The sequence below is a fragment of the Planomicrobium soli genome (assembly GCF_003014655.1).
In the GTDB taxonomy this organism is placed as follows: Bacteria; Bacillota; Bacilli; order Bacillales_A; family Planococcaceae; genus Planococcus; species Planococcus soli_B.
Genome location: NZ_PYAT01000008.1, coordinates 119,592 through 145,323 on the forward strand (window position 1 = coordinate 119,592; position 25,732 = coordinate 145,323).

The 25,732-nt window shown below is 44.0% G+C and carries 23 protein-coding genes and 1 other annotated feature (1 of these 24 running past the window's edge); all 23 genes read right to left on the bottom strand.

Translation table 11 applies throughout. The features are described 5' to 3' along the window. Window positions 1-138, bottom strand: a sequence feature (ribosomal protein L20 leader region); it reaches 1 nt to the left of the window's first position. A 58-nt stretch (window positions 139-196) separates the two neighbouring features. Continuing rightward, entirely contained in the window at window positions 197-2,125 is a 1,929-nt protein-coding gene (gene thrS, locus B0H99_RS11875; protein ID WP_106533895.1) for a threonine--tRNA ligase, read from the bottom strand. A gap of 134 nt (window positions 2,126-2,259) precedes the next feature. Continuing rightward, window positions 2,260-2,388, bottom strand: a complete 129-nt coding sequence (locus B0H99_RS18160) for a hypothetical protein (RefSeq protein WP_281258872.1) — start codon at window positions 2,386-2,388, stop codon at window positions 2,260-2,262. Window positions 2,389-2,790: 402 nt separating this feature from the next. After that, complete coding sequence (dnaI, locus tag B0H99_RS11880; RefSeq protein WP_106533896.1) at window positions 2,791-3,726, bottom strand: primosomal protein DnaI; 936 nt, start codon at window positions 3,724-3,726, stop codon at window positions 2,791-2,793. Continuing rightward, window positions 3,727-5,091, bottom strand: coding sequence for a replication initiation and membrane attachment family protein (locus B0H99_RS11885; protein ID WP_106533897.1), 1,365 nt, complete (start codon window positions 5,089-5,091; stop codon window positions 3,727-3,729). It abuts the gene before it with no gap. A gap of 11 nt (window positions 5,092-5,102) precedes the next feature. Next, complete coding sequence (gene nrdR / locus B0H99_RS11890; RefSeq protein ID WP_106533898.1) at window positions 5,103-5,579, bottom strand: transcriptional regulator NrdR; 477 nt, start codon at window positions 5,577-5,579, stop codon at window positions 5,103-5,105. A 258-nt stretch (window positions 5,580-5,837) separates the two neighbouring features. Then, on the bottom strand, window positions 5,838-6,221 hold the full coding sequence (speD, locus tag B0H99_RS11895; RefSeq protein WP_106533899.1) for an adenosylmethionine decarboxylase: 384 nt from the start codon (window positions 6,219-6,221) through the stop codon (window positions 5,838-5,840). A 310-nt stretch (window positions 6,222-6,531) separates the two neighbouring features. Then, window positions 6,532-7,548 carry a glyceraldehyde-3-phosphate dehydrogenase gene (locus tag B0H99_RS11900; protein WP_106533900.1) on the bottom strand — a complete coding sequence of 339 codons (1,017 nt, stop codon included), beginning with the start codon at window positions 7,546-7,548 and terminating at the stop codon, window positions 6,532-6,534. A 100-nt stretch (window positions 7,549-7,648) separates the two neighbouring features. Then, window positions 7,649-8,254, bottom strand: coding sequence for a dephospho-CoA kinase (coaE, locus tag B0H99_RS11905; protein WP_106533901.1), 606 nt, complete (start codon window positions 8,252-8,254; stop codon window positions 7,649-7,651). Between the two features lie 10 nt (window positions 8,255-8,264). Beyond that, the gene (gene mutM, locus B0H99_RS11910; RefSeq protein ID WP_106533902.1) at window positions 8,265-9,137 is read right to left on the bottom strand and encodes a bifunctional DNA-formamidopyrimidine glycosylase/DNA-(apurinic or apyrimidinic site) lyase; all 873 of its coding nucleotides are present in this window, start codon (window positions 9,135-9,137) and stop codon (window positions 8,265-8,267) included. 15 nt (window positions 9,138-9,152) lie between these two features. Further along, a complete protein-coding gene (gene polA, locus B0H99_RS11915) occupies window positions 9,153-11,771 on the bottom strand; it encodes a DNA polymerase I (protein ID WP_106533903.1) in 2,619 nt (872 codons plus the stop codon). Between the two features lie 313 nt (window positions 11,772-12,084). Then, entirely contained in the window at window positions 12,085-13,299 is a 1,215-nt protein-coding gene (locus B0H99_RS11920) for a carboxylate--amine ligase (RefSeq protein ID WP_106533904.1), read from the bottom strand. A 14-nt stretch (window positions 13,300-13,313) separates the two neighbouring features. Next, entirely contained in the window at window positions 13,314-14,711 is a 1,398-nt protein-coding gene (pnpS, locus tag B0H99_RS11925) for a two-component system histidine kinase PnpS (RefSeq protein ID WP_106533905.1), read from the bottom strand. After that, window positions 14,708-15,412: a response regulator transcription factor gene (locus B0H99_RS11930; protein WP_106533906.1), complete on the bottom strand. Its 705-nt coding sequence runs from the start codon at window positions 15,410-15,412 to the stop codon at window positions 14,708-14,710. Before B0H99_RS11930 ends, pnpS begins: the two co-directional genes overlap by 4 nt. Window positions 15,413-15,462: 50 nt before the next feature. After that, window positions 15,463-15,939: a MaoC/PaaZ C-terminal domain-containing protein gene (locus B0H99_RS11935; RefSeq protein WP_106533907.1), complete on the bottom strand. Its 477-nt coding sequence runs from the start codon at window positions 15,937-15,939 to the stop codon at window positions 15,463-15,465. Between the two features lie 129 nt (window positions 15,940-16,068). Further along, complete coding sequence (gene mdh / locus B0H99_RS11940) at window positions 16,069-17,007, bottom strand: malate dehydrogenase (protein ID WP_106533908.1); 939 nt, start codon at window positions 17,005-17,007, stop codon at window positions 16,069-16,071. A gap of 271 nt (window positions 17,008-17,278) precedes the next feature. Continuing rightward, window positions 17,279-18,547, bottom strand: a complete 1,269-nt coding sequence (gene icd / locus B0H99_RS11945; RefSeq protein WP_106533909.1) for an NADP-dependent isocitrate dehydrogenase — start codon at window positions 18,545-18,547, stop codon at window positions 17,279-17,281. Between the two features lie 72 nt (window positions 18,548-18,619). Then, the gene (gene citZ, locus B0H99_RS11950; RefSeq protein WP_106533910.1) at window positions 18,620-19,735 is read right to left on the bottom strand and encodes a citrate synthase; all 1,116 of its coding nucleotides are present in this window, start codon (window positions 19,733-19,735) and stop codon (window positions 18,620-18,622) included. A gap of 184 nt (window positions 19,736-19,919) precedes the next feature. Next, a complete protein-coding gene (locus B0H99_RS11955; protein WP_106533911.1) occupies window positions 19,920-20,306 on the bottom strand; it encodes an FxsA family protein in 387 nt (128 codons plus the stop codon). Between the two features lie 24 nt (window positions 20,307-20,330). Further along, a complete protein-coding gene (gene pyk / locus B0H99_RS11960; RefSeq protein ID WP_106533912.1) occupies window positions 20,331-22,091 on the bottom strand; it encodes a pyruvate kinase in 1,761 nt (586 codons plus the stop codon). A 22-nt stretch (window positions 22,092-22,113) separates the two neighbouring features. Then, window positions 22,114-23,073, bottom strand: a complete 960-nt coding sequence (gene pfkA / locus B0H99_RS11965; RefSeq protein ID WP_106533913.1) for a 6-phosphofructokinase — start codon at window positions 23,071-23,073, stop codon at window positions 22,114-22,116. Window positions 23,074-23,218: 145 nt separating this feature from the next. After that, the gene (gene accA / locus B0H99_RS11970; RefSeq protein ID WP_106533914.1) at window positions 23,219-24,184 is read right to left on the bottom strand and encodes an acetyl-CoA carboxylase carboxyl transferase subunit alpha; all 966 of its coding nucleotides are present in this window, start codon (window positions 24,182-24,184) and stop codon (window positions 23,219-23,221) included. Then, window positions 24,177-25,043, bottom strand: coding sequence for an acetyl-CoA carboxylase, carboxyltransferase subunit beta (gene accD / locus B0H99_RS11975; protein ID WP_106533915.1), 867 nt, complete (start codon window positions 25,041-25,043; stop codon window positions 24,177-24,179). Before accD ends, accA begins: the two co-directional genes overlap by 8 nt. Beyond that, a complete protein-coding gene (locus B0H99_RS11980; RefSeq protein WP_106533916.1) occupies window positions 25,033-25,683 on the bottom strand; it encodes a FadR/GntR family transcriptional regulator in 651 nt (216 codons plus the stop codon). The genes accD and B0H99_RS11980 overlap by 11 nt, the downstream gene beginning before the upstream one ends. Between the last annotated feature and the right edge of the window lie 49 nt (window positions 25,684-25,732).

Here is a 25,732-nt window from a genome sequence, read left to right on the forward strand (position 1 = left end):
ATCCAAAACAAAAGCGGGTGGACCACAGAGGTCCACCCGCAAAGTATGACAGCACGCAAAAAGCGTGTAAAAGTCAATCGTGTATACCTGCCAACAATTCGTCAATCAGGTGAGAAGCGGGTGCTCCTGCTTAGCACATATAAGTATTCAATAACCTTACTTATAATAGCACCTCTGATTAACGATGTCAACCAACTTATCGAAGTTCGCTTTGAACCATTTTCAAGAAGTCGTCAAACGGCATGCTTTCCGATTTTTGTTCACCGTATTTACGGACGTTAACAGAACCGTTCTCTACTTCTTGGTCTCCAATTACAAGCATATACGGTATTTTTTGCATTTGCGCTTCACGGATCTTGTAACCGAGTTTTTCATCACGTTCATCAATATCGACCCGAAGTTTAGCATCCTGCATTTTCTCCTGCAGGTTTCTCACGTATTCGCCATGAGCATCAAGCGATACTGGAATCATTTCAATTTGCACCGGCGCCAACCAAGTCGGGAATGCTCCTTTGTATTCTTCGATCAAGAAAGCGACAAATCGTTCCATTGTGGAAACAACGCCGCGGTGAATAACGACCGGACGGTGCTGCTTGCCGTCTTCTCCGATATACGAAAGGTCGAAACGTTCCGGAAGCAAGAAATCAAGCTGGACAGTCGACAATGTTTCTTCTTTGCCAAGCGCTGTTTTCACTTGAACATCCAGTTTCGGACCGTAAAATGCCGCTTCTCCTTCTACTTCCACGTAGTTGATGTCTAATTCGTCCATCGCTTCTTTCAGCATCGCTTGTGCGCGGTTCCACATGGCGTCATCGTCAAAGTATTTTTCTTTATCAGCCGGATCGCGGTAAGACAACCGGAACGAGTAGTCTTTGATGTCAAAGTCTTTGTATACATCAACCACAAGATTTACGACGCGTTTGAATTCGTCTTTGATCTGGTCCGGACGAACAAAGATATGAGCGTCATTCAAAGTCATTCCACGCACTCGCTGCAGACCTGACAAAGCACCCGACATTTCATAGCGGTGCATAAGTCCAAGTTCCGCAATGCGGATTGGCAACTGGCGATATGAATGGATGCCTTGTTTGAAAATCATCATGTGGTGCGGGCAGTTCATCGGGCGAAGCACCAATTCTTCATTATCCATTTGCATGACAGGGAACATATCTTCTTGGTAATGGTCCCAGTGTCCGCTTGTTTTGTATAAATCAACGCTTCCCATGACCGGTGTATAGACGTGGTCGTAGCCAAGGCGTTCTTCCTTGTCGACAATATAGCGTTCGATGATGCGGCGGATTGTCGCCCCTTTTGGCAACCACATTGGCAAGCCCTGGCCGACTTTTTGGGAGTTCATGAACAAATTCAATTCTTTACCGATTTTGCGGTGGTCGCGTTCTTTTGCTTCTTCCAATAGTTCAAGATGCGCTTTCAAGTCTTCTTTTTTGAAGAAGGCAGTTCCATAAATGCGCTGCAGCATTTTATTGTCGCTGTCGCCTCTCCAATACGCTCCGGCCACACTCAGTAGCTTGAACTCTTTCAACTTCCCAGTTGATGGTACGTGAATTCCTCGGCAAAGGTCGAAAAATTCGCCTTGTTCATAAATGGATACTTGGTCGTCTTCAGGAATCGCTTCAAGCAACTCCAATTTATACGGATCTTCAATGGCCGCAAAACGCTCTTGTGCTTCTGCGCGCGAAACATCCAGGCGCACAATTTCCAAATTTTCATTGATGATTTTTTTCATTTCTTTTTCGATCACTTGTAAATCTTCCGCAGTGATCGGCTGGTCGCTGTCAATATCATAGTAAAAGCCGTTTTCAATAACCGGACCGACACCAAGTTTAGCATCCGGATACAGGCGCTTAACTGCTTGTGCCAATAAATGCGCAGTTGAGTGGCGCAAAATTTCAAGTGCTTCGTCGGACTCCGGTGTGATGATTGCAATCTCTCCATTTTCAGCAATCGGCGCTTTCAAATCCACCAATTTGCCGCCTACTTTACCTGCCAACGCTTTTTTCCGTAAACCCGGGCTGATCGATTGAGCGACGTCTTCTGTAGTTGTTCCGCGTTCGAACTCCTTTACCGCTCCATCCGGAAATGTTAATTGAATCATGTCTGACATAGCAATCTCTCCTTTTTCTCTGTTTAGCTTTGCGCCTAGCACTGATGCAACAGGGCTTCCAAGGCGCTTTCGCTTTTGTCGAACTGCAGAGGCGGGCAGGCGCTTCCGCTTTTTTTAAGCAAATAAAAAAAGCCTCATCCCAAAGGGACGAAGCTCAGTTCGTGGTTCCACCCTTCTTCTATCCTGAATGGACGGGTCCATTCAAAACGAAGCTCTGCATCGGCTAACGGGCCGGTACCGTCAGCTGCTACTAAAAAGTTCACAGCCGCTGCTCGAAGGTGGTAAGCGTTTTGCCGTACTAAGAAGCTTGCAGCCGAGGCTTCTCTCTCTAAAAGTCGTACAAATCCGCTGTTGTCCTTGTCCTAGCATTTCAAATCAAATTTCGATTGTTTTTACTATACTGCGAACAGAAAAAAAACGCAACCTTCTTCTTAATAGAACAGGAAATTATAAAGGTAACACTTTATATGTTGAACTTCAAAAAATTAAATTTCACAACTCTCTTCATCTGCTTTGGGTACGGCGAAGCTAGGCAATTTCTAGAATGCAGAAGTGACAACCACTATAGCTGTTGTTTCACGGCTAGCACTGAAATGTATGAAGCAGCCCGCAGGAAAGCGGAGCTATTTTGCAAAATTCCGCCTTTCTATTCCACTTAACCCTCTTTAATTTCTCCGGTTGCGTCCGTCCATCTTAACAGGCGTTGTCAGGGCACGAATCCGTTCCATAACGCGCGCAGCCTTCAAATCTTCTTTTTCGCCTCGCTGCGAGTAGGTCAAGTGATGCTGCAGCTCTGAATAGCTGAAGTTCGAAGTCATGAACGTCGGCAACCTTTCTGCCATGCGGTAATGCAAAATTGTTCCCAGCACTTCATCTCTCGTCCAGCTTGACATCGCTTCTGCCCCGATATCATCAAGCATAAGAACATCCGCTTTTTTCACGTAATCAATTTTCTCCTGCAACGTTTGGTCCCCAATCGCCTGCTTCATTTCCCGCATGAATTCAGGAACAAAAACCAATACCGACTTTATTCGCATTTCCGCAAGTTCATTGGCTACAGCACTCAGCAAATAGGATTTTCCAATCCCAAATTTGCCGTAAAGAAACAAGCCTTTTTCCGGCAGATTGTCTGGGCCGGTAGCTTCATCTAAAAAAGCGCCGACTGCACGGAATGCTTCCATCCGGCTATCATCCAGTTCAAACCCTGAAAGTGTGGCATTCATCACTTCTTTCGGCATGAACATGCTGTGGATCATCGCTGAAGCTTGGCGTTTATTATCGTGATTTGTTTTAGACCGGCATTTCACATAATCGATTCCGATGGTGCCGCGTTCGAGTACAAGATGCGGTTCAAACCCTTTCAAGTGGTTGATGCACTCCCCAAGGCCCGGGCATTTATTGCAATCATGCGATTGGCCAATAAATTCATATAGTTTGTGCATGCCTCTGTCGACAATGCCTTTGTCAATTTCGCTTGAATGCTCTTCTAAAAACTGTTGGACACCCGGATGTTCAAGCACTTCTTTGCGCATTTCGTTATAACGCTCGGAAAAAGCTGGGGCGTTCACCACGCGTTTCATCGTTTCACGGATCGGCTCCATTTATTCACCTTTGCCTTTCTTCATCGCAAGTTTTGCAAGAAGTTTTTGTTTTTCTATTTCAAGATTGCTGTTTGCGGGCTCCGCTTTAACAGCTGGCACTTCATCCTTTTGGTAAAACCATTCCGGCAGTTTTTCTTCCCTAACCGGCTTTCTGCTGGTTGAAGAACTTGATTTAGCAGACGACGTGGGAGATCCTTCTGATTTCCATTTCATGTATTCAGCATGCTCGATTCGCGCCAAATCCATCGCTTCTTTGGCTGTCGTAACTTTTTTCCGCAGCCAGTGCGAAGCGATTTTCTCCACATAAGCTTTTGTCAGCTTCATATCCGTACGAAGCAGGACGTATTGCAGCAAAACATTAACAACCGGAGGTTCCATTCCATGTTGCATGACAAGCTGGTTTGCCAATTGAACATCAGCAGGAAGCGGCTCTTTGCCATTTGCAATATCCCGTAGAACTTCAACAGGAGAAGCGGACTCTAGGTAAAGCAGCAATTCTTCTTGTTTTGTTTTTGGCGATTCGGACGCTTTCGGTTCTGATTTATGCATCTGGACAAGCTTCGGAGCTGTTGTAGCCACGGTCAGCTTGTAGTATTCAGAGGCTGCCCGCTTTACGCTTTCAACTGTCAGTTTATAATTGTCATCAATTGCCAATAGGATAACCTTCTGCATTTCCAGCGGTCCCCAGCTGTACAAAAATGCCAGTTTTGAAATGGTATCTTTGATAGAGGCAGTCAATGCCCGCTTAGGCACCAGCTGTTCTGATAATCCTTGCTGAAGCAGATCAAAATCAAATTCCGTATCTGCATTGAAACTTGCACGCTTGCGTTCCTGCAATTTCGGCTCTTCAGCCGGATAGCCCGCCTTTGCATGGACCGGCTGATAAATATCAGTAAATGTCCGCGAAACTTCCTCGTATCCGCCCATGTCTTCGGCAGAGATGATAAAACGGTCCCGGGCGCGCCGATAAGCCGTTTCGCCGATTTTACTAAACAGGAACATCGACAGGAGTGGATCTGCAAAAAACGTTTTTGGATCAAGCGGTGGGCATAGTTCGTACACAAATGACCGGTTCTCCGCATCTTTCCGGAACGTTTTCAATAATCCAATAGCCTCTAATTGAATCCGCGCTTCGAAAATCTTGGCAATTGGCAAGCCCAGTAAATTCATCAAGGTGTAATGAGTGGCCTCTTCTTTTGCCGCCTCACCTTCCGCCCAAAGCGTTAAATAAAAAGCGGCGGCTTCTGACCCAATCATCGGCTGGTATAAGAGCGTCAACAATTGGCGGTCATAGTTTGAAAAAGGATAGGGCAGGCATATCTTGTACGAATCCGCAGGCTGAAGCTCTTTATAAAGTGCAGTCATAAGTCACCGCCTTACTCGGATTTCTTTTCTTCCGGACTTCTTTTCAGCAAATCCTTCAATTCTTCTATAAATACATTAATGTCTTTAAACTGGCGGTAAACAGAGGCAAAACGGACATAAGCCACTTCATCAATCGCAGCCAGCCCTTCCATCACCATTTCTCCGACTTCCTCTGATTTCACTTCAGCGTTGCCGATCCGGCGAAGGTCTTTTTCTATTGTAAATACCAATTCTTCTAGCACTTCAAGAGAAACCGGTCGTTTCTCGCATGCTCGGATCAGACCACGAAGCACTTTCTCGCGGCTGAACTCTTCCCGGGAACCGTCCTTTTTGACTACAATCAGGGGCATTTCTTCCACCTTTTCAAAAGTGGTATAACGGTAGCCGCACGCTTCGCATTCTCTGCGCCTTCTAATTGATTTATTTTCATCTACTGGCCGCGAATCCACGACACGTGTTCCATTATGTTGGCAAGCCGGACACTTCATATTGACATCTCCCTAAACAGACTCTCTATTCTCTCTAGTATACCAAAAATCTATAACGATATAAATTGAACTTGCTAATTGTTGTTAAATCTTAGGAAAGCTTTTTGTTTAGCACATCTATTATATGAGACTTCTTCGTGCATTCCTTTTTAAAGATTGATAAGCAATCTAACCTAAAAATAGGACTTCCACCTATTCTTTTGCAATAGAAAAAGCAGAGGAGTTTATCCTCTGCTTTAGTGTTTTCATGTTAACGGATTATGCTGTTACTGAAACTTTGGTCTTACCAGCACTTACCGGACCCATTCCACGTGGAAGTTCTGTAACTTCGCTGTTTTTGGAGTCAAGTGCTTTAGCGATGTAATCCGCAGCAATTGTCGGATCAAGATCGCCACAAGTGTAAACATCAACACTTGCATAGCCGTGCTCCGGAAAACTGTGGATCGTTAAGTGCGATTCAGAAATGATCACTACGCCGCTTACGCCTTGTGGTGCAAATTTATGAAAAGCCACTTCACGGATTTCCGCTCCTGATTTGAGTGCTGCATCAACAAAAGTTTTTTCGATATAATCCATATCGTTTAATTTGTCAAAATCACACTGCCAAAGTTCTGCAATTACGTGACGTCCCATTGTTTCCATGGTTCGTTTTCCCCCTTTGATATCATTTTGTTTTCGTGCTCAAAATATTCAAAGTTGACTACCACGGGGGAAAGTTAGTCCAAAGAGATCCTAACCCTTTAAGCAGTCATGTGAATAAAGATTCTTCCCTTGCTTCCGTGAAAAGTTGCTGAAAACTAAGAAGAGATGTAGTTGTTTTTTAACTACGATTGTTAGTATATGATGTATTGGTTTCAAATGCAACAAATTTGATTGCAATTAAGGGATATTTTTCTATAATAGTACAAAAAACGCCTCTCTATAAGCAGGAGAGGCGTTAAAAATTTATTTTTTAAACGAGAGAAACAAGCGCATTTGCCACTTTTTTAGTTAAATCAATAACTCGGGCTGAATAACCCCATTCATTATCGTACCAAGCAAGCACCTTCACTTTGCGATTATCAATTACCATCGTCGATAAGCCGTCAATTATGGCTGATTTTGGGTTTGTATTGAAATCGACTGAAACTAGCGGTTCCATCGTCAACGCGAGAATGCCTTCCATTCCTTCTTCTGAAGCTTTGATAAATGCTTCGTTAACATCGTCCACTGTCACATCTCTTTCGAGGTCTACAACCAAGTCGACCAATGAAACATTTGGTGTCGGCACGCGAAGTGCCATACCGTGAAGCTTGCCTTCAAGTTCAGGAAGAACCAATGACAGCGCTTTCGCTGCACCCGTCGAAGTGGGGATGATTGATTGGGCAGCGGCTCTTGCTCTGCGCAGATCCTTATGTGGGTTGTCCAAGTTCTTTTGATCGTTCGTATAAGAATGGACAGTCGTCATTAAACCGTTAACTATGCCGAACGAATCGCTAAGCACTTTTGCGACAGGCGCCAAGCAGTTTGTCGTGCAGCTTGCATTTGAAATTATATGATGTTTCTCTATGTCCAATATGTCGTCGTTGACACCTACTACAATGGTGGCATCCACATTTTTTCCTGGTGCAGATAAAATGACTTTTTTTGCTCCCGCTTCTAAGTGGAGACCAGCTAAATCACGCGTATTAAATTTCCCAGTTGCTTCAATGACAATATCAATGCCCAATTCTCTCCAAGGCAAGTCCAATGGATCGCGTTCACTGACAATCTGGACCCGTTTTCCGTTTACAATCAATGAATCTTCATCAAAAGAAACATCACCAGAGAAGATGCCATGATTTGTGTCATACTTAATCAAATGAGCCAAGGTTTCCGGCGGATAAGTTGCATTGACCGCTTTAATCGTAATATCATCCATTAAAATAGCTTGTCTGAACACCATGCGGCCAATCCGCCCAAATCCATTAATCGCAATCGAAATAGTCATTTATCCGTCCCCCATCAAATAAGTTATACTTTAAATTCGTATTTGATATTTAGTATAACACATTATCCTTATTAGGGAACATTAATAACTAAACAAGACGTTAATCATTTCCATTTTTTAAACCCCAATCGCTTAATACTTGCACGAGTTGCTGTTTCGTTTCTTCTATTGTGCCATTATTAAAGACCACAGCGTCGGCTCCAGCTTCTTTAACTGCCATTGGCAATTGGGATCCGATACGCGCCAACGCTTCTTGTTCCGTTAAACCGTTGCGCTTCATCAGTCGAAGCAACTGATTTTCTTCTGAAACGCTGACAACCAAAATTTTCTCTGCAAAATTCAGCAACTTGCTTTCAAACAGCAACGGAATATCCAATACAACCGTTTTATGCCCTTGAGCTAAAAAAGCATCCCGTTGCCGCAATATTTCTTTGCGGATAGCGGGATGGATAATATTATTCAACTGCTGGCGGCTAACCGGATCATTAAAAATCAACTTTCCGAGTTTTGGCCGGTCAAGCGTTCCATCCGGCAAAATCACTTTACTGCCAAAAAGGTTTCTAATTTCTGCTAGCGTCTCTTTTCCGGGCTCCACAACTTGGCGTGCCACTAAATCTGCATCAACAACCGGATAGCCCAGGTCGGTCAACATTTTTGACACAGTGCTTTTTCCACTCGCAATACTTCCTGTCAGTCCAATAATCATGCGTGTTCCCTCACTTTTGGCATGCCGGGCAATAAACCGACGCTCGCCCGCCTATTTTCAGCGTCTTTGTCGCACTGCCGCATTCAATGCACTGTTTTTTTCCATACATTCCAAAACGGTTTTGCATATTCCCCGATTCCCCATTGACGTTCCGGTAATCGGAAATCGTGCTGCCTCCTGCTTCAATGCTTTCCAATAGAATCGCTACAATGGTCTCGAACAACGCAATTTTCCGCAGCCTGCTGATTCTTCCTGCCGAACGGTTGGGATGAAGCTTCATTTTATAAAGAGCTTCGGTAGCGTATATATTGCCGCACCCTGAAATGACCTGGCCGTCCATTATCACTTCTTTGATCGGTTTTGCCCGGTACTTCGGGGTTTCCGACATTGCCAGAAAATGTGCGAGCGCTCTTTCTTCGAACGGTTCGGGCGCCATAAGGAGAAGAGGCGGAAATTCCGCCTCTTCTTTCAGGACACGCATCTCACCGAAACGGCGAATATCCGAATATGCCAATAGATTTCCGTCGCTGAGCGTTAATACTACATGGACGTGGCGCCGAAATTTTTCTTCCGAAATTGACAAAAGATGGTCAACGTAAAACCAGGCACCCGACATTCCTAAATGATTAACCAGGAGAAATTCATCTCCTGCTGTCTTTAACGTAAAATAGATGTATTTGCTGCGGCGTTCTACACTAATAATCTGCGCGCCGATTAAACTTTCAATAAACCCATCAGCTTCCATTCGTTTGATGATCGCTTCTTTGCCATTGCGTTTCGAAACGCGGATGGTGTCTGACACATAAACTTCCTGGATTTTTTTGCCGATGGCTGCCGGTCGTATTTGCCGGACAACGCCTTCCACCTCTGGAAGTTCAGGCATTATAGGCATCTCCTCTCACTTTGTATCGTACCAAGTGTCACCAAATGCAAAATCAACTTTTAATGGCACATCTAACGCCATTGCCGATTCCATCGCTTCAGGGACCAATGTTTTAAGTTTTTCCAATTCGTTCGGCGGGGCTTCAAAAATCAATTCATCGTGCACTTGCAGCAGCATGCGCGTTTGCATGCCTTCGCGCTCTAATGCTTCTGCCATGTTAATCATCGCTTTCTTGATAACATCCGCCGCGCTTCCTTGGATTGGCGTATTCATCGCAGTCCGTTCCGCAAAACTGCGTAAATTGAAGTTCGAGCTGTTGATGTCCGGCAAGTATCTTCTGCGGTTCATCAATGTTGTTACAAAACCATCTTTACGCGCTTTCGCGACAATGTCTGTCATATAGCGCTTAACGCCTGGGAAACTTGCTAAATAGCGGTCAATAAACTCCTGTGCCGCTTTACGGGTAATCGTCAAACTTTGCGATAAGCCGTAATCACTGATGCCATAAACAATACCAAAATTTACAGCTTTTGCTGCGCGGCGCATATCGCCTGTCACTTCTTCTAGTGGAACATGGAAAACATCGGCAGCTGTTGCTGTATGGATGTCCTGGTCATTCCGGAATGCTTCAATCAGGCGCTCATCTCCAGACATATGGGCAAGCACGCGCAACTCGATCTGAGAATAATCCGCAGCCACCATAACCCAGTCCGGTTCGGAAGGCACGAACGCTTTACGGATTTTCCGCCCTTCTTCAAGGCGCACTGGAATGTTTTGCAGATTCGGGTTTGTCGAACTTAGCCGGCCTGTGGTGGTCAGGGCCTGCTGGAACCGTGTGTGGATTTTTCCGTCTTCATGAATTTCTTTTAATAGACCTTCTATATATGTCGACAGCAACTTGCCGAGCTGGCGATAAATTAAAATTTGGGAAATGATTTCGTGCTGCCCTTCCAATTTTTCCAAAACATCTGCAGCCGTCGAATAGCCGGTTTTTGTCTTTTTCAACACAGGCAGGCCTAGCTTTTCAAAAAGCACTACGCCCAATTGCTTTGGCGAGTTGATGTTGAATTTTTCACCGGCAATCCAATAGATGTTCTTTTCAATTTCTGCAAGCTTCTCCGATAACTCTTTGCCCATGGCTGTCAATTGGTCTTTATCAACTTTTACTCCAAACGATTCCATCGTTCCCAAAATAGTAGCAAGCGGCAGTTCCAACTTGTCGTACAGGTCGAATTGGTCGTTTTCCTGCAATTTGCGGACCACTTCCGGACGGACCGCCCAAATCGCACGCGCTTTTCTAGCTAAGTGCTCATGCAAAGCCGCACCGGCAGGAACCGCTTTTTTAGCACCTTTGCCGTAAACCTGCTCGTTTGTGGAAACTTCTGTATAGCCGTATTCCTGCACGATGCTCGATAAATCCGTATAAGTCAATGAAGGATTGACGATATACGCGCCTAGCATCAAGTCGAAATCGACACCATTCAGTTCAATGCCGCAGCGATAAAAAGCTGCTGTCGCCGCTTTTGAATCCGCCATGAATTTCTTCTTCGATGGATCGCTGAGCCACGCCTTAAATTCCTCTGAATTTTGAACTGTTTCCATCGGAATAACAACAGTCGAACCCTCGGTCGCTAGTGAAACCCCAAGCAAATCGCATGTGTGATATTGTTCATCGTACAGTTCCAGGTGAACCGCCATCTCTTCTTCCAAAATTGACGCTTCGAAGGTGTCGATTACATGAAACTCCAATTCTTTTTTTACGGTTTCTTCAGTGGTATATTCTATTTTTTCAAGCAGCGACTTAAAGGCCAGTTCGTTCCAGATCTTGATTAATTCTTCATGGTCCGGGCCAGTGTAGGCTAGCTCATCAATGGAAATTTCAATCGGTGCATGGCGTTCGATCGTTGCAAGTTTTTTGCTGATATAAGCAAGTTCTTCGTTTTCAACGAGTTTTTCTTTCATCTTGCCTTTTTGCTGTTCAATTGCAGCGTAGACACCTTCGACCGTTCCATGTGCAGCCAATAGTTTAAGGGCCGTTTTCTCACCAACGCCTGGCACGCCGGGAATGTTATCAGAAGCATCACCCATCAAGCCTTTCATATCAATGATTTGTTCCGGGCTCAAGCCGTATTTTTCACGTATATGGTCGACTGTATACTTTTCAATGTCAGTAATGCCTTTTCGGGTAATGTAAACTGTTGTTGATGGTGATGCAAGCTGCGTTAAATCTTTATCTCCTGAAATGACAACTACTTCATCCCCAGCTTGTTCCGCTTCCAGACTTAACGTCCCGATAATGTCATCCGCTTCATAATTCGGTAATTCATAGCTTTTGATTTGATAAGCTTCGATTAACTTTCTTAAATAAGGAAATTGTTCCGACAGTTCAGGCGGTGTTTTTTGCCTGCCGCCTTTATATTCTTTGAAAGTCTCATGGCGGAAAGTTGTTTTCCCCGCATCAAACGCCACTATCATATGCGTCGGTTGTTCTTCCTCCAATATTTTCTGGAGCATCATTGTAAAACCATAGACAGCATTTGTATGGACGCCGCTTTCGTTGGTTAACAATGGTAACGCAAAAAACGCGCGATATGCCAAACTGTTTCCATCCAATAATAAAATTTTCTTCGCCACAAAATTACCCCTTTCACTAAAAAAGCCCTCATTCCCTCTATTTTACCATGCTGGTAAAAAGAAAAGAAATGAAGGCCTATTCGTATTCGAATTATCTCTAGTTTAAGGACCCGAAACTGTAGATGTGGTCATTGAATTTTCCGCTATAGGAGCTGATCTTGTGTGTCTTCACAAGGTTTACTTATGTAGGCATAGAAATAGAAATAGAATAAGAAAAAGCCCATGCCTGGGCTTTTTCTTTTCTTGCGGTTGAAGGGGGGTTCTATTACACCTTAACAACCAAATGTGAAGCCAGTATTAATCTAATGTAAAATTACCATTGATTATTTTTATACTTCTTGTAATAGTTCACTTGGCGGGCAAACAAATAGAATTTCCGCTTAAGGTGCTTGTCTTTCTTATAAAACAACGGATTGCCGTATTTGCCTTTTTTGATCAAACGGTTAATGTCTTTTTGAACGGCTTTATTGTCTACAAACTTGCGGAGCACAATTTTCGGCACTACTGTAAACAAGAATTCTTCATTCAGATACGTTATTGGTTTTTCAACGTCATGAATCAAGTCGTCAACGAATAGGGAGGCCATATTATGGCCAAGGGCCGTTACATAATAGCTTGAGCGCCCTTGGCGAATATTCACTTCAAAAACTTTAAACTTACCGTCACGCGCGTCATATTTCAGATCGAAATTGGCGAAACCGGTATAACCTACTGCTTCAAGGAAATGCTGCAACTTTTTCATCATTGCTTCATCAAAACGCGTAATTAATGCTGTGTAGTTTCCGATAGCTGTCACGGTATGTTCTTGCAGCACCACTTGCGCAAATGTCACCAATTGCGTCTTGCCTTTTGAGCTTGCGTAAATAACAGAATCCCACATGTACGTGTCGTCTCCAGGAATGAAATCCTGAATGATCAATTCGTCGCGATAGCCGCTCGCTGTTATGGTACGAATCACGTCCTGAAGTTCTTCCTCGTTTTCTACCTTATAAACTTTTTGCTGGCCAGCAAATTTATTTTGATTGTAAGCAATTCCGTTGCTCGGTTTGATGATTACCGGATACATCATCTTCTCTACAAAAGGTGCCTCTGTGCTGCAATCGTAGAAAAACGTTGTAGGTGTATCAATGCCATGTTCTTTACATAGTTTATAGAAATTTGATTTGACTTGCAGTTGATTCATTAACTCTTCATTTATGTAATTGAAGACAAAATGACCTTTTAAAGTTTCAGCGTTCTCTATAATTAGGCGCACATATAAATCGTTTGTTCCAATCAATAGGAGCGCCTTGTCAGCAGATTTGTACTTTTTCGCGATTTCGATTAAAATACCTGCAAACTGATTTTCGTCAGATAAGCCTGAACGAAGTTCAATTGTCTCGGTGATCGTGCTCATTGTCGTGAAAGACAATGGCTCTTTTCCTATTAAGATAGGTTTGATTCCATAGGCTTCGTGAAATGAAATTGCCATATTGTAAGCATTCATATCTGTACCTACAATGATTGGCAAAAAGGGTAGATTCTTCATTTTTTCCTCCTAAATTAACTTGCTAAAGGCAAATAGATTGTAAAAGTGGTGCCAACCCCAACTTCGCTGTCCACTGTTATTTTTCCATGATGCGCTTCCACTAGATGTTTTACAATCGATAAGCCTAGGCCAGTTCCACCAGAATTTCGGCTTCTGGCCCTATCAACCCGATAGAAACGTTCGAAAAGACGGCCGATTTCAGAAGTTTCGACGCCGATTCCTTGGTCTTTTACTCGGATGACAGCTTCTTCCTGTTCTTTAAAAAGGTGCACTTCGACTGTTGTCTCGGATGCAGAATATGTAAGGGCATTAGCCAGCAAGTTCATCATAACTTGAATTAGGCGATCAGGATCCCCTAAAACTTCAACCGGCTCTAACTGAAGATTCAAAAGAATTGCTTTATCTTCCATTCGCGGTTGAATCATACCTGCTGCCCGTTCAATCACCGCTGACATATCAGTCGGCTGCGCTTTTACTTGAAAGCCTGCATGTTCAATTTTTGACAATTCAAGTAAATCTTTGATCAATAACTCTAAGCGATTGCTTTCTTTATGGATAATTTCCAAAAAAGATAATAACGTCGGTGTATCTTCATAAGCACCATCCAATAACGTCTCTGAAAACCCTTTAATCGAAGTAACAGGGGTTCTCAATTCATGAGAAACGTTTGCCACAAAGTCTTTTCGGACCTGTTCCAACCGCTTCAATTCTGAAATATCATGTGCGACTATGACAACCCCAAGCCAGCGCTCGTGTTCTCCCATAATAGGCGCTCCATAGACATCCAGATGTTTTTGATGCAGCCCTATGGAAAAGTCAATTTGATCCCTATCCGGCATTTCCGTCATAAAGACGTTTTCAATAAATTTGGCGAGCACAGTCGGAATATCCAATTCTTTATACAATTTCCCTTGGATATTTTCATTGGACATCGCTAATTCTCTCAAGAAAGGTTTGTTGACAAGTGAAACCCGGCCTTGCCGGTTGATCATCATAAGCGAACTGCCCATATTTTCAATCAGCGTTTTTAAACGTTCCTGCTCCATTTGTCTAATGGCTGTAATTTCCTGCAAATTTCTGGCCAGTACATTTATTGTAGCACTTAATTGGACAGCACCGACGGCACCGGATTCAACCGCACGAGCCCGATAATTGCCTTTCACTAATTCCAAAGCCGTTTCTGTCACGTTTTCAATAGGCTGCGACTGTATTTTAATGATGCGGTGGCTGATGATTGTCGAAATGACCATTGCTGTGGCAAATATTAAAAACAGCAACAGCCAAATTGTCGCTGGGTCTTCTAAATTTGCATATAGCGGGAACAATTGCGAAACAATAATCAATAGGCTGGCTAAAAGCAATCCAATCCAACCGACAATCATGATCAGCAATCGGTGCCGAAATGATTTCATATAGCTCGTGGCTCCTCAAATTTATAGCCTAATCCGCGAATCGTTTTAATGAATGTCGGCTTCCGGCTATTTTCTTCGATTTTTTCGCGCAAATGGCTGATATGGACATCGACAATTCGTGTATCTCCTGCAAAATCGTATTTCCAGACGGCACTAAGCAATTGATCTCGAGTTAAAACACGATTTTTGTTTTCCATTAAATACACAAGCAGTTCAAATTCTTTTGGTGTGAATTCAATTTGCTCTTCGCTCATGAACACTTCAAAACGGTCTGGATAAACGGTCAGCTCGCCAAAAGTCAATGGTGTTGAAGAGTCCTGCGGATCCGCCGGTTTGTTTTCCGTTCTTCGGAGCACAGCTTTTATGCGGGCCACCACTTCGCGCGGGCTGAATGGTTTTGTCATATAGTCATCTGCACCGAGTTCAAGGCCCAAAACTTTATCAAATTCATCGTCTTTTGCGGTAAGCATAATAATCGGTGTACTGATTTTTTGCTGCCGTAATGTTTTGCACACTTCTACACCATCCATCGAAGGAAGCATCAAGTCAAGGACGATTAAAGCCGGATTTTCGCTCGTAGCCAATTCGTAGCCTTGTTTTCCATCATTAGCGACAATCGTTTCATAGCCTGCCTGTACGAGATTATAAGATAATAATGTTGCAATCGAGTGTTCATCTTCAATAATTAATATTTTTTTCATTGAGTAACATCCTCCGCATTCAGTTTAGAACCCCCATCCCAAACCATGCGCTAAAAATTATCCATTGCTTGTGTTGTCAGCTGATTTACCATTTGTGGCGGGTTAGCAAGAATGGTTCCTTCGACCGCTAAATTACCTTTATCATCTGTTGCTTCAACACGGACGGTTACTTCATTGGCTTTTACATCCACTTCAGTCACTTCCAGCAAAAACTCAATTGTGGCGTAGTGATATACGGGTTTGATGAATCTCAAACGCTGCTCTTTGATATACGTACCAGGCCCCGGCAAATATTTGGAAATAGCAGAAGAAATAATTCCTGCCAACATGATCGTAGGCACTACTGGCTTTTCAAAAACCGTTTGTGATGCAAAATCATGCTGAATGTAAAGTGGATTGCTGTCGTTTGTTAAACCTAAATACAGCAGCAAGTCTTTGTCTTCTATTTTTTCCGTTAACTGCAATTTTTCACCGGTATTAATATCTTCTATTTTACGGCCTAATTTGCGTTTTTTCCCAAGCAACAAATAAATTCCCTCCCCAAACTATTAATACCTTTATAGTAACAACTAATGCAAGAAAAGTGCAAGCACCGTTCCGACTAACAGCATTCATATAGAGAATAAAAAGCAGGCAAGAAAATCTTGCCTGCTCATTTATGCTAATACTTCCATAACTGCTTTGACCGACTCGGCAGATTTGTTCAACGCCGCCTTTTCTTCTTCATTCAACTCGATTTCAATGATTTTTTCAATACCGCCCGCACCCATTATTGTAGGTACTCCAAGATAAATGCCTTCCAGTCCGTATTCGCCTTCGAGGTATGCAATTGCCGGCAACACCCGGCGGTGATCTTTAATGATCGCTTCTGCCATTTTAACAAGCGATGCTGCTGGTGCATAGTAGGCGGAACCGGTGCCAAGCAAATTGACAATTTCCGCTCCACCTTTACGAGTCCGTTCCACAATCTTATCCAGACGCTCTTTTGAAATCAAGGTCTCGAGCGGTATTCCGCCCGCGTATGAGTAGCGCACTAAAGGAACCATATCATCCCCATGTCCGCCAAGGACAAATCCCGTTATGTCCTTAACGGATAAGTTTAGTTCATCTGCTACAAACGTGCGAAAGCGCGCCGAGTCCAAGACGCCTGATTGGCCAATTACACGCTCTTTTGGAAGGCCTGATTCGTTATAGACCGTATACGTCATCGCATCTACAGGATTCGTTAGGACAATGATGGTCGTATCAGGTGAGTTTTTTACAATTTCAGCAGTAACAGATTTCATGATTTTCTGGTTTGTCTGAACAAGGTCATCACGGCTCATCCCTGGTTTCCGGGCAATGCCTGCTGTGATAATCACTAAATCAGATTCTTTTGTATCCTCGTAATTTGCAGTTCCTGTCACACGCGCATCGAAACCTTGGACAGGGCCTGCTTCTGCCATATCAAGCGCTTTCCCTTTTGCCGGATTTTCCATTTCAGGAACATCCACTAGTACCACATCACCCAATTCTTTCTGGGCCAAAAGAAAAGCCGTCGTTGCACCAGTGAAACCAGAACCGATTACAGAAATTTTTTTACGTTTAAATGTCATAAAAACTCCTCCTTGGTTTTCGGTTATAAAAGCCATTTTATTATCTTTATGAACTTTAGAGCCGTTCCAGTTAATTTTAATTGAAGAAATTCAATAGAAAGAACGGAGGCGGCGACTCCAGCGGAATCAGCGCGAACTTAAGACCCTGGACTGAACAAAGCGAAGGAAGCGACTGAAGCCGCGCCCGCGGAAAACGTCCGCCGGGAGTGGTTTCTTCATTTGTTCGATTTATCGATAAATACAAAAAAAGAGGGGTTTCCCCCTCTTCTAATTAAAAGTTTTTGATTAATTCGTCAGCAAACTCAGAGCACTTCACTTCTGTTGCACCGTCCATTAGACGAGCAAAGTCATAAGTTACAACTTTAGAAGAGATCGTTTTCTCCATAGAAGCAACGATAAGTTTTGCAGCTTCAGTCCAGCCAAGGTGTTCAAGCATTAAAACGCCTGAAAGGATGACTGAAGAAGGGTTTACTTTATCAAGGCCTGCATATTTAGGTGCAGTTCCGTGAGTTGCTTCGAAAATAGCGTGTCCAGTATCGTAGTTGATGTTCGCACCAGGTGCGATACCAATTCCGCCTACTTGAGCAGCCAATGCGTCAGAAATATAATCGCCGTTCAAGTTCATTGTAGCAACTACATCGAACTCGCTTGGACGTGTAAGAATTTGTTGTAAGAAGATATCAGCGATCGAGTCTTTGATAAGGATTTTGCCAGAAGCCAATGCTTCTTCTTGCGCTTTGTTAGCCGCATCTGTTCCTTGCTCATCTTTGATCGCATCGTATTGGTTCCAAGTGAATACTTTATCAGCAAACTCTTGTTCCGCAACTTCATAGCCCCAGTTTTTGAAAGCTCCTTCAGTGAACTTCATGATGTTCCCTTTATGAACAAGCGTTACTGACTCGCGGCCTTCAACCAAAGCATAGTTGATAGCAGCGCGGACTAAACGTTTTGTGCCCTCTTCAGAGATTGGCTTGATTCCGATTCCTGAAGTTTCAGGGAAACGGATTTTGTTTACGCCCATTTCGTTTTGAAGGAAAGAAAGCAATTTCGCAACTTCTTCAGAACCTTTAGCGTACTCGATACCTGCGTAGATATCTTCTGTGTTTTCACGGAAAATGACCATATCTGTATCTTCTGGACGTTTAACAGGTGAAGGAACACCGTCGAAATAACGCACTGGGCGCAAGCAAGTGTAAAGATCAAGTTCTTGGCGAAGTGCTACGTTCAATGAACGGATACCGCCGCCGATTGGCGTAGTAAGTGGTCCTTTGATTGCGATCAAGTATTCGCGGATCACTTCAAGAGTTTCTTCAGGAAGCCATTCTCCAGTTTCGTCGAAAGCTTTTTGCCCTGCAAGAACTTCTTTCCAAACGATAGCTTTTTCGCCATTGTAAGCTTTTGTTACTGCTTCTTCCAAAACGCGCGAAGCCGCATGCCAGATGTCCGGCCCAGTTCCGTCACCGATAATGAAAGGAATGATTGCGCTGTTTGGTACATTTAGAATACCGTTTTCAACTGTTATTTTTTCGCCGTTTGCCATTTATAATTGCCTCCTGTGGTCAAATTCACAGGGCTGCACCAAATGCTAGCCCCATGGTACCGATTTTTATTTTTAGCGTTCTTCTACAGGTACGTAAGTCTGCATGCCTGGTCCGATATATTCCGCACGAGGACGGATCAAACGGTTATCTGCATACTGCTCGAGAATATGAGCCAGCCAACCCGAAGTACGGGATACTGCGAAAATTGGAGTAAACAAGTCATGTTCGATGTTCAATGAATGGTAGACAGAAGCCGAATAAAAGTCCACGTTTGGCGGAAGGTTTTTCTGGCCTGTTACAATTTCATCGATTTTAATCGACATTTCATACCATTTCTCTTCTCCGCGAATTTTCGTCAACTTCTGAGACATTTCACGAAGATGTTTAGCGCGCGGGTCGCCTTTGCGGTATACGCGGTGGCCAAAGCCCATGATTTTTTCTTTATTCGCTAATTTCCCATTGATGTAAGAGTCAACGTTATCCACAGAGTCGATTTCAGTCAACATTTTCATTACTTGCTCATTTGCTCCACCGTGCAATGGCCCTTTTAACGCACCGATTGCAGCAGTAATTCCTGAATAAACATCAGACAGTGTTGCAACCGCTACACGAGCAGTGAATGTCGAGGCATTCAACTCATGGTCAGCGTGAAGCACTAGCGCTTTATTGAAAGCTTCAATTTCAATATCTTCCGGCATTTCTCCAGAAAGCATATAAAGGAAGTTTGCAGCAAAGCTTAGATCCGTTTTTGGTGCAATCGGTTCTTGTCCGTTGCGAATACGGCCAAATGCTGTAACTAGCGTAGAGATTTTCGCTTGTATGCGAATTGCTTTACGGTAGTTTGCTTCCGGGTTCATTTCTTCTGCTTCTTCATCAAAAAGACCTAACATGGAAACAGCTGTGCGAAGCGCCGCCATTGGGTGAACATTTTTGATGTCGTATGTTTTAAAATGATCTAACACAGCCTGGGGAACTGACATATTGTCAGCCAGCTGTTGTTTAAGTTCTGCCAATTCGTCTGTTTTCGGCAAACGCTGGTGCCATAACAAATAAATCACTTCTTCAAAACTTGCGTTTACTGCTAAATCATCAATATCGTAGCCAACGTATGTAAGAGTGTCATCAATAATTGAGCTGATGGCGGATTGTGTTGCTACTACACCTTCTAATCCTTTTGACGATGTCATCTAAATCGCTCCTTCTTCAGTATAATTCATCATTCCAAAAAAAAAGGCAGAATGATGGCTCATCTGCTTTTATGAACCTATGCTAAATTCCTTACCTTGCCATTATAATCAATTTTGGATACTTTGTGAATGAAAACGCTTGTTTTTCTAAAACTTTCCCAAAAAAGGGATGAGTTTACTCGGATTATCGTACGATAACCCGAGTATTTCTCATTTTGTTCTGTATCAACCGGTAAACGATTGGTTTGTAGATTTTTTGGGTCGGCGCAAACAACATGCTGAATCCGATTGCGTCCGATATAAATCCCGGAGTCAAAAGCAGCACACCGCCTACCAATACGAAAGCCGCACTTAGCAGTTGATTGCCCGGTGCTTGGAAATTGTTCATCGCTTCTTGAATATCGCGCACTGCTTTTAACCCCTGTTTTTTCGCCAAATAAGCGCCAATCAAACCGGTTGCCAGAATTATGGCGAGTGTCGGGAAAAATCCGATCGCTCCTCCAGCCCATATAAGAATGGCCAATTCGAGTGTTGGAACTATGACCAGTGCTAAAAAGAACCATTTCATCATAGTATCCTCCCTCCTTATCAGTCTTTACAGGACACTTGCATGTCCGTGGTAGATCATCCCGGATTCGGCGTCAATCGTAATTTCGTAATTGTTTTTGATTAGGTTGGTTGCATCAGGAACTCCAACGATTACAGGAATGCCCAAGCTTAAGCCTACAACAGCAGCGTGGCTGGTCAATCCGCCTTCTTCTGTGATAATGCCAGCGCATTTATTGATGGCAGGCATCATATCGCGGTCTGTTCCGATAGTTACAAGTATTTTACCTTCAGCATCCAGAGCGTTTGCTTCCTCTGCATTTCTTGCAACTAAAGTGGCACCTAAAGCAGATGCTCTTCCAATTCCCTGGCCTTTAGCAATGATGTCGCCAATAACATGAATCTTCATCAAGTTGGTAGTGCCTGCTTGCCCTACTGGCACGCCTGCTGTGATGACAACAAGGTCACCATGCTTGACGTAGTGGTGTTTCAAGCTTTCATCAACCGCTTTTTCCAACAAATCATCCGTTGACTCGACTTTAGTTCCTACAATCGGCTGGACGCCCCAAACCAAAGTCAGTTTGCGTGATGGTACATCAGAAGAAGTCACCGCAATAATCGGAGCTTCTGGACGATACTTGGAAATCATTTTAGCTGTATGGCCACTTTCAGTCGGTGCAATGATTGCTCTGACTTTCAGATTCAGTGCCGTATAAGCAACTGCCTGGCCGATCGCTTCTGTCATGTTCGACTCTCTTTCTTTGCTTCTTGCCGAAACGATTTGCTTGTAGTTAAGCGCTGCTTCTGTCGTCATAGCAATGCGGTGCATTGTTTCCACAGATTCTACCGGATAAATTCCTGCAGCCGTTTCACCGGACAACATGATTGCATCGGTGCCATCGAAAATCGCATTTGCCACATCGCTCGCTTCCGCACGCGTAGGACGCGGATTGCGCTGCATCGAATCGAGCATCTGAGTAGCTGTAATAACCGGTTTGCCTGCACTATTGCATTTTTCGATAAGCGATTTTTGCACAATCGGAACTTCTTCAGCAGGAATTTCAACACCCAAATCTCCACGGGCAACCATCAAGCCATCAGAAACCAAGATGATTTCATCGATGTTATCGACACCTTCGCCGTTTTCGATTTTTGGAATGATTTGAATGTGCTCGCCATTATTCTTTTCAAGCAAGCTGCGGATTTCCATAACATCAGAAGCTCTTCTGACAAACGAAGCAGCTACAAAATCAACTTTTTGCTCGATGCCAAACAAAATATCCTGTGCATCTTTTTCGGTGATTCCAGGCAACTGGACAGAAACTCCTGGAACATTGACGCCTTTTTTGCTTTTCAGCGTTCCTGCGTTTTCAACAACCGTATGGATAAGTCCTTTTTCTTTATCAACTGATTCTGTACGAAGTTCGATCAATCCATCGTCCAGCAAAATAATTGACCCTTCCGTTACATCTTCAATCAGCTTTTCGTATGTGATAGAGAATACTTCATCAGTACCAAGCACTTCAGACATTGAAATGGCTATTTTTTGGCCAGTTTTCAGTTCAATGCCATTGTTCTCCATTTGATGAGTTCGAATTTCCGGTCCTTTTGTATCCAAAAGAATACCGACGATTTTGCCGGTCTTTTCTGCAGCTTCGCGTATCCGCTGAATGCGCGTGCCATGTTCTTCGTGACTGCCATGTGAAAAGTTCAAGCGGGCAACATTCATGCCTGCTTGGATCAATGCTTCAAGCGTTTCGGGAGATTCACTTGCGGGACCGATCGTACAAACGATTTTCGTTTTTCTCAATAGACTCACTCCAGTTAAAGTTTTAAATTGATAGTTCTTTTGAAAGCGTATATAAAGTCATATCTGCATCATGCTCTTCAGTAAAAGCTTTAGTCATATCATAGTCTACCACTAGGTGATTTCTCATGCCAATGGCTTTTCCGCCTTCACCCTCTAAAAGAACTTCAACTGCCCGTGCGCCGAATAGGCTTCCGAGTACACGGTCTCTTGCTGTCGGTGAACCGCCGCGCTGGATATGGCCCAAAACAGATACTCGTGTTTCAATGCCCGCCTTTTCTTCGATCAAAGTCGCCAACTCATTGCCGCTCATAACACCTTCCGCAACAATGATAATGCTGTGCCGCTTGCCGCGCGCCTTCCCTTTTTTCAGACGGTCGACAATTTCATCCAGGTCATACGATTCTTCCGGGATCAGAATCGTCTCAGCTCCCCCTGCAAGGCCGGCCCAAAGCGCCAAATCTCCCGCATCTCTTCCCATTACTTCTATGATGAACGTCCGCTCATGGCTTGTCGCTGTATCACGAATTTTATCAATCGCTTCAATAACAGTATTCAAAGCCGTATCGAAACCGATGGTATAATCTGTTCCTGGGATATCATTGTCAATAGTTCCTGGCACGCCTACACAAGGAAACCCTTTTCTTGTTAAAGCCATTGCCCCTTGGTACGAGCCGTCTCCGCCGATAACCACCAAGCCCTCAAGCCCGTGTTTTTTCATTTGCTCGATCGCTTTTTCTTGTCCAGCGTCTGTTTTAAACTCTGGGCATCGGGCTGAATATAATTTCGTACCGCCCCGCTGTATAATATCTCCGACATCGCCAGCCTCCAAGTCCTTGATTTTCCCTTCAATCAATCCTTGATAGCCCTGATATACGCCGGCCACTTCCAAACCGTGGTAAATGCCTTTTCGCACAACCGCTCGAACTGCAGCGTTCATGCCCGGTGAATCCCCACCGCTTGTTAAAACTCCTATTCGTTTCATAAACTACGCCTCCTGCATTTCCTTTTACTCTTTTCACCTTACCACGAAGAGTTCTTCTCTGTCAGTCATGAATAATCTAATCGGTGTTAAGTTTTTGTTAGAAACCACTTTTACGCAAAAAAATAAAAAACCGCAAGAGCGGTTTTTATTCACTGAATATGCCAATTGATTTGAATTTGGCGTAACGCTGTTCGATCAGTTCCTGCCCTGACAAGTTGCCCAGCTCAGCAAACGATTGCTTAATGGCATCGCCAATATAAGCAGCCTGCTTGTTACAATCGTGATGAGCACCGCCCCTTACTTCAGGGATCACACGCTCTATAATTTTCATTTCCAGTAAATCAGGTGCTGTGATTTTCATTGCTTCTGCAGCTGTCTGCGCAAGCGCTGAATCTTTCCATAGTATGGAAGCGGCGCCTTCAGGGGAGATAACAGAAAATGTCGAGTTCTCAAGCATCAAGATGTGGTTGCCGACACCAAGCGCCAATGCGCCTCCGCTGCCGCCTTCTCCGATAACAATTGAAATCACTGGAACTTCTAGTCCAGCCATCTCCACCAAGTTGCGGGCAATCGCTTCGCTTTGGCCGCGTTCTTCTGCAGCCTTGCCAGGATAAGCGCCTTTCGTATCAATCAGGCAAACGATCGGCCGATTGAATTTTTCCGCTTGCTTCATTAAGCGCAACGCTTTTCGGTATCCTTCCGGGTGCGGCATGCCAAAATTGCGCCGGATGTTTTCTTTCGTGTCTTTTCCGCGCTGGTGGCCGATAACGGTGACAGGCTGACCATGAAAAGATGCAATGCCTCCGACAATAGCTTCGTCATCCCCATAAGAGCGATCTCCATGCAATTCGATAAAATCTTCGAACAATATCGAAATGTAGTCGAGGGTCGTCGGACGGTTCGGGTGCCGGGCTACTTGTACGCGGTCCCATGGCTTCATGTTCTCATATATTTCCGATTCAAGTTTGGCAAGACGCGCTTCCAAACTTTTAATCTCGGAACTTAAATCGACTTCGGCCGTTTTTGTATACTCTTTTAGTTCCTCTATTTTTTTTCGCAATTCAAATAATGGTTCTTCGAAAGGCATCGCTTTCGGTGCGGTTTTAGCCATTTTGGATTACCTCCTTTGTATGCAAACGCACAATTGATGACAAGGTCTCTTGCATTTTAGCGCGGTGCACAACAGCATCAAGCTGGCCGTGAGCCAAAAGAAACTCAGCGGTCTGGAAATCTTCCGGCAGCTTTTCGCGGACCGTCTGCTCAATAACACGCCGCCCGGCAAAACCGATCAACGCTTTCGGCTCAGCAATATTAATATCTCCGACAGATGCGAAACTTGCTGAAACACCACCGGTTGTCGGGTGGGTCAAAACAGATACGAACAGCAGCCCTTCATTACTGTGGCGCTTTAATGCGACGCTCGTTTTAGCCATTTGCATTAAAGATAAAACCCCTTCTTGCATACGGGCACCGCCGCTGGCTGTAAAGATGATAAACGGAAGCTTTTTCTCCGTTGCCGCTTCAATTGCCCGGGTAATTTTTTCACCGACCACTGATCCCATGGAACCCATACGGAAATGGGAATCCATAATAGCTATGACAACTTCCCGGCCAGACAATTTTCCTGTGCCAGTCAAGACCGCTTCATTCAGCCCTGTTTTTTTGCTGTCTTGTTGAATTTTTTCAGTGTATCCTGGAAAGCCAAGCGGATTTTCCGATTTCAAATGATCATCCATTGAGACAAACGAATTTTCATCCAATAAACTGGCAACACGCTCGTGGGCAGTCAATTTAAAATGATAGTCACATTTCGAACATACTTTATGATCTGCCTGCAAGTCTTTTGTTAACGAAATATGCTTGCACTCGGGACATTTTGTCATTAAACCACCCGGCATATCTTTTGCAGATTTAGTAGGAATCGTCGCCTCTTTTTTATCTTTGTTTCGTTTGAAAATATCACGAATCATTGCGCAATCTCTCCTTTAGTAGCCCATCGCTCCAAGTTTTGAACTCTTGTGCGGCTTTGTCCGTTTCTTGCTGCTCAATGGCAGCAAGTATGTTCAGCAATCGTTCTTTTTCGGCTTTTGAAACAGTTCCGTTATATGGATTGCCACTGTATTTGTGAAGTAAAACCCAAATTTTCAAAGATAGGCGGTTGCCCGAAAGCACCATTAACTCCCGCACAAAATCCTCGCGTTGAAATCCATTTTCCTCTTCTGATAACCGCATGCGAAAGCCATCCCAGATTCCCATCTGGCTAATTGTCCGGTCAGCGCAAATGGCCTGAATAGCAGCCAGTTCGTGCATTTGCCTTGTTTCCCTTACGTCTTTCTGGGACTGGTTGTCCTGCAAGATGAAGGTGGATAACACTTCTACGAGCATATTGTTGCGGTGGTCAGCAAGAAATGTACCCTCGCCCCGCCGTGTTTCGATTAAACCCAGCAATTCTAGACTTCTCAAAGCTTCCCTGATTGTCGAACGCCCCACTTGCAGCGTTTCGGCCAATTCTCTCTCTGATGGAATGCGGTCGCCCGGCCGGATGTTATCCTGCCTAATCATGTCCCTTAAATCCCGGACTATATCTAAATAACGTTTAGATTGATTCATGATCGCTCCTATCTCCCATTTATTGGAAAGTGGTCTGACCACTCATATT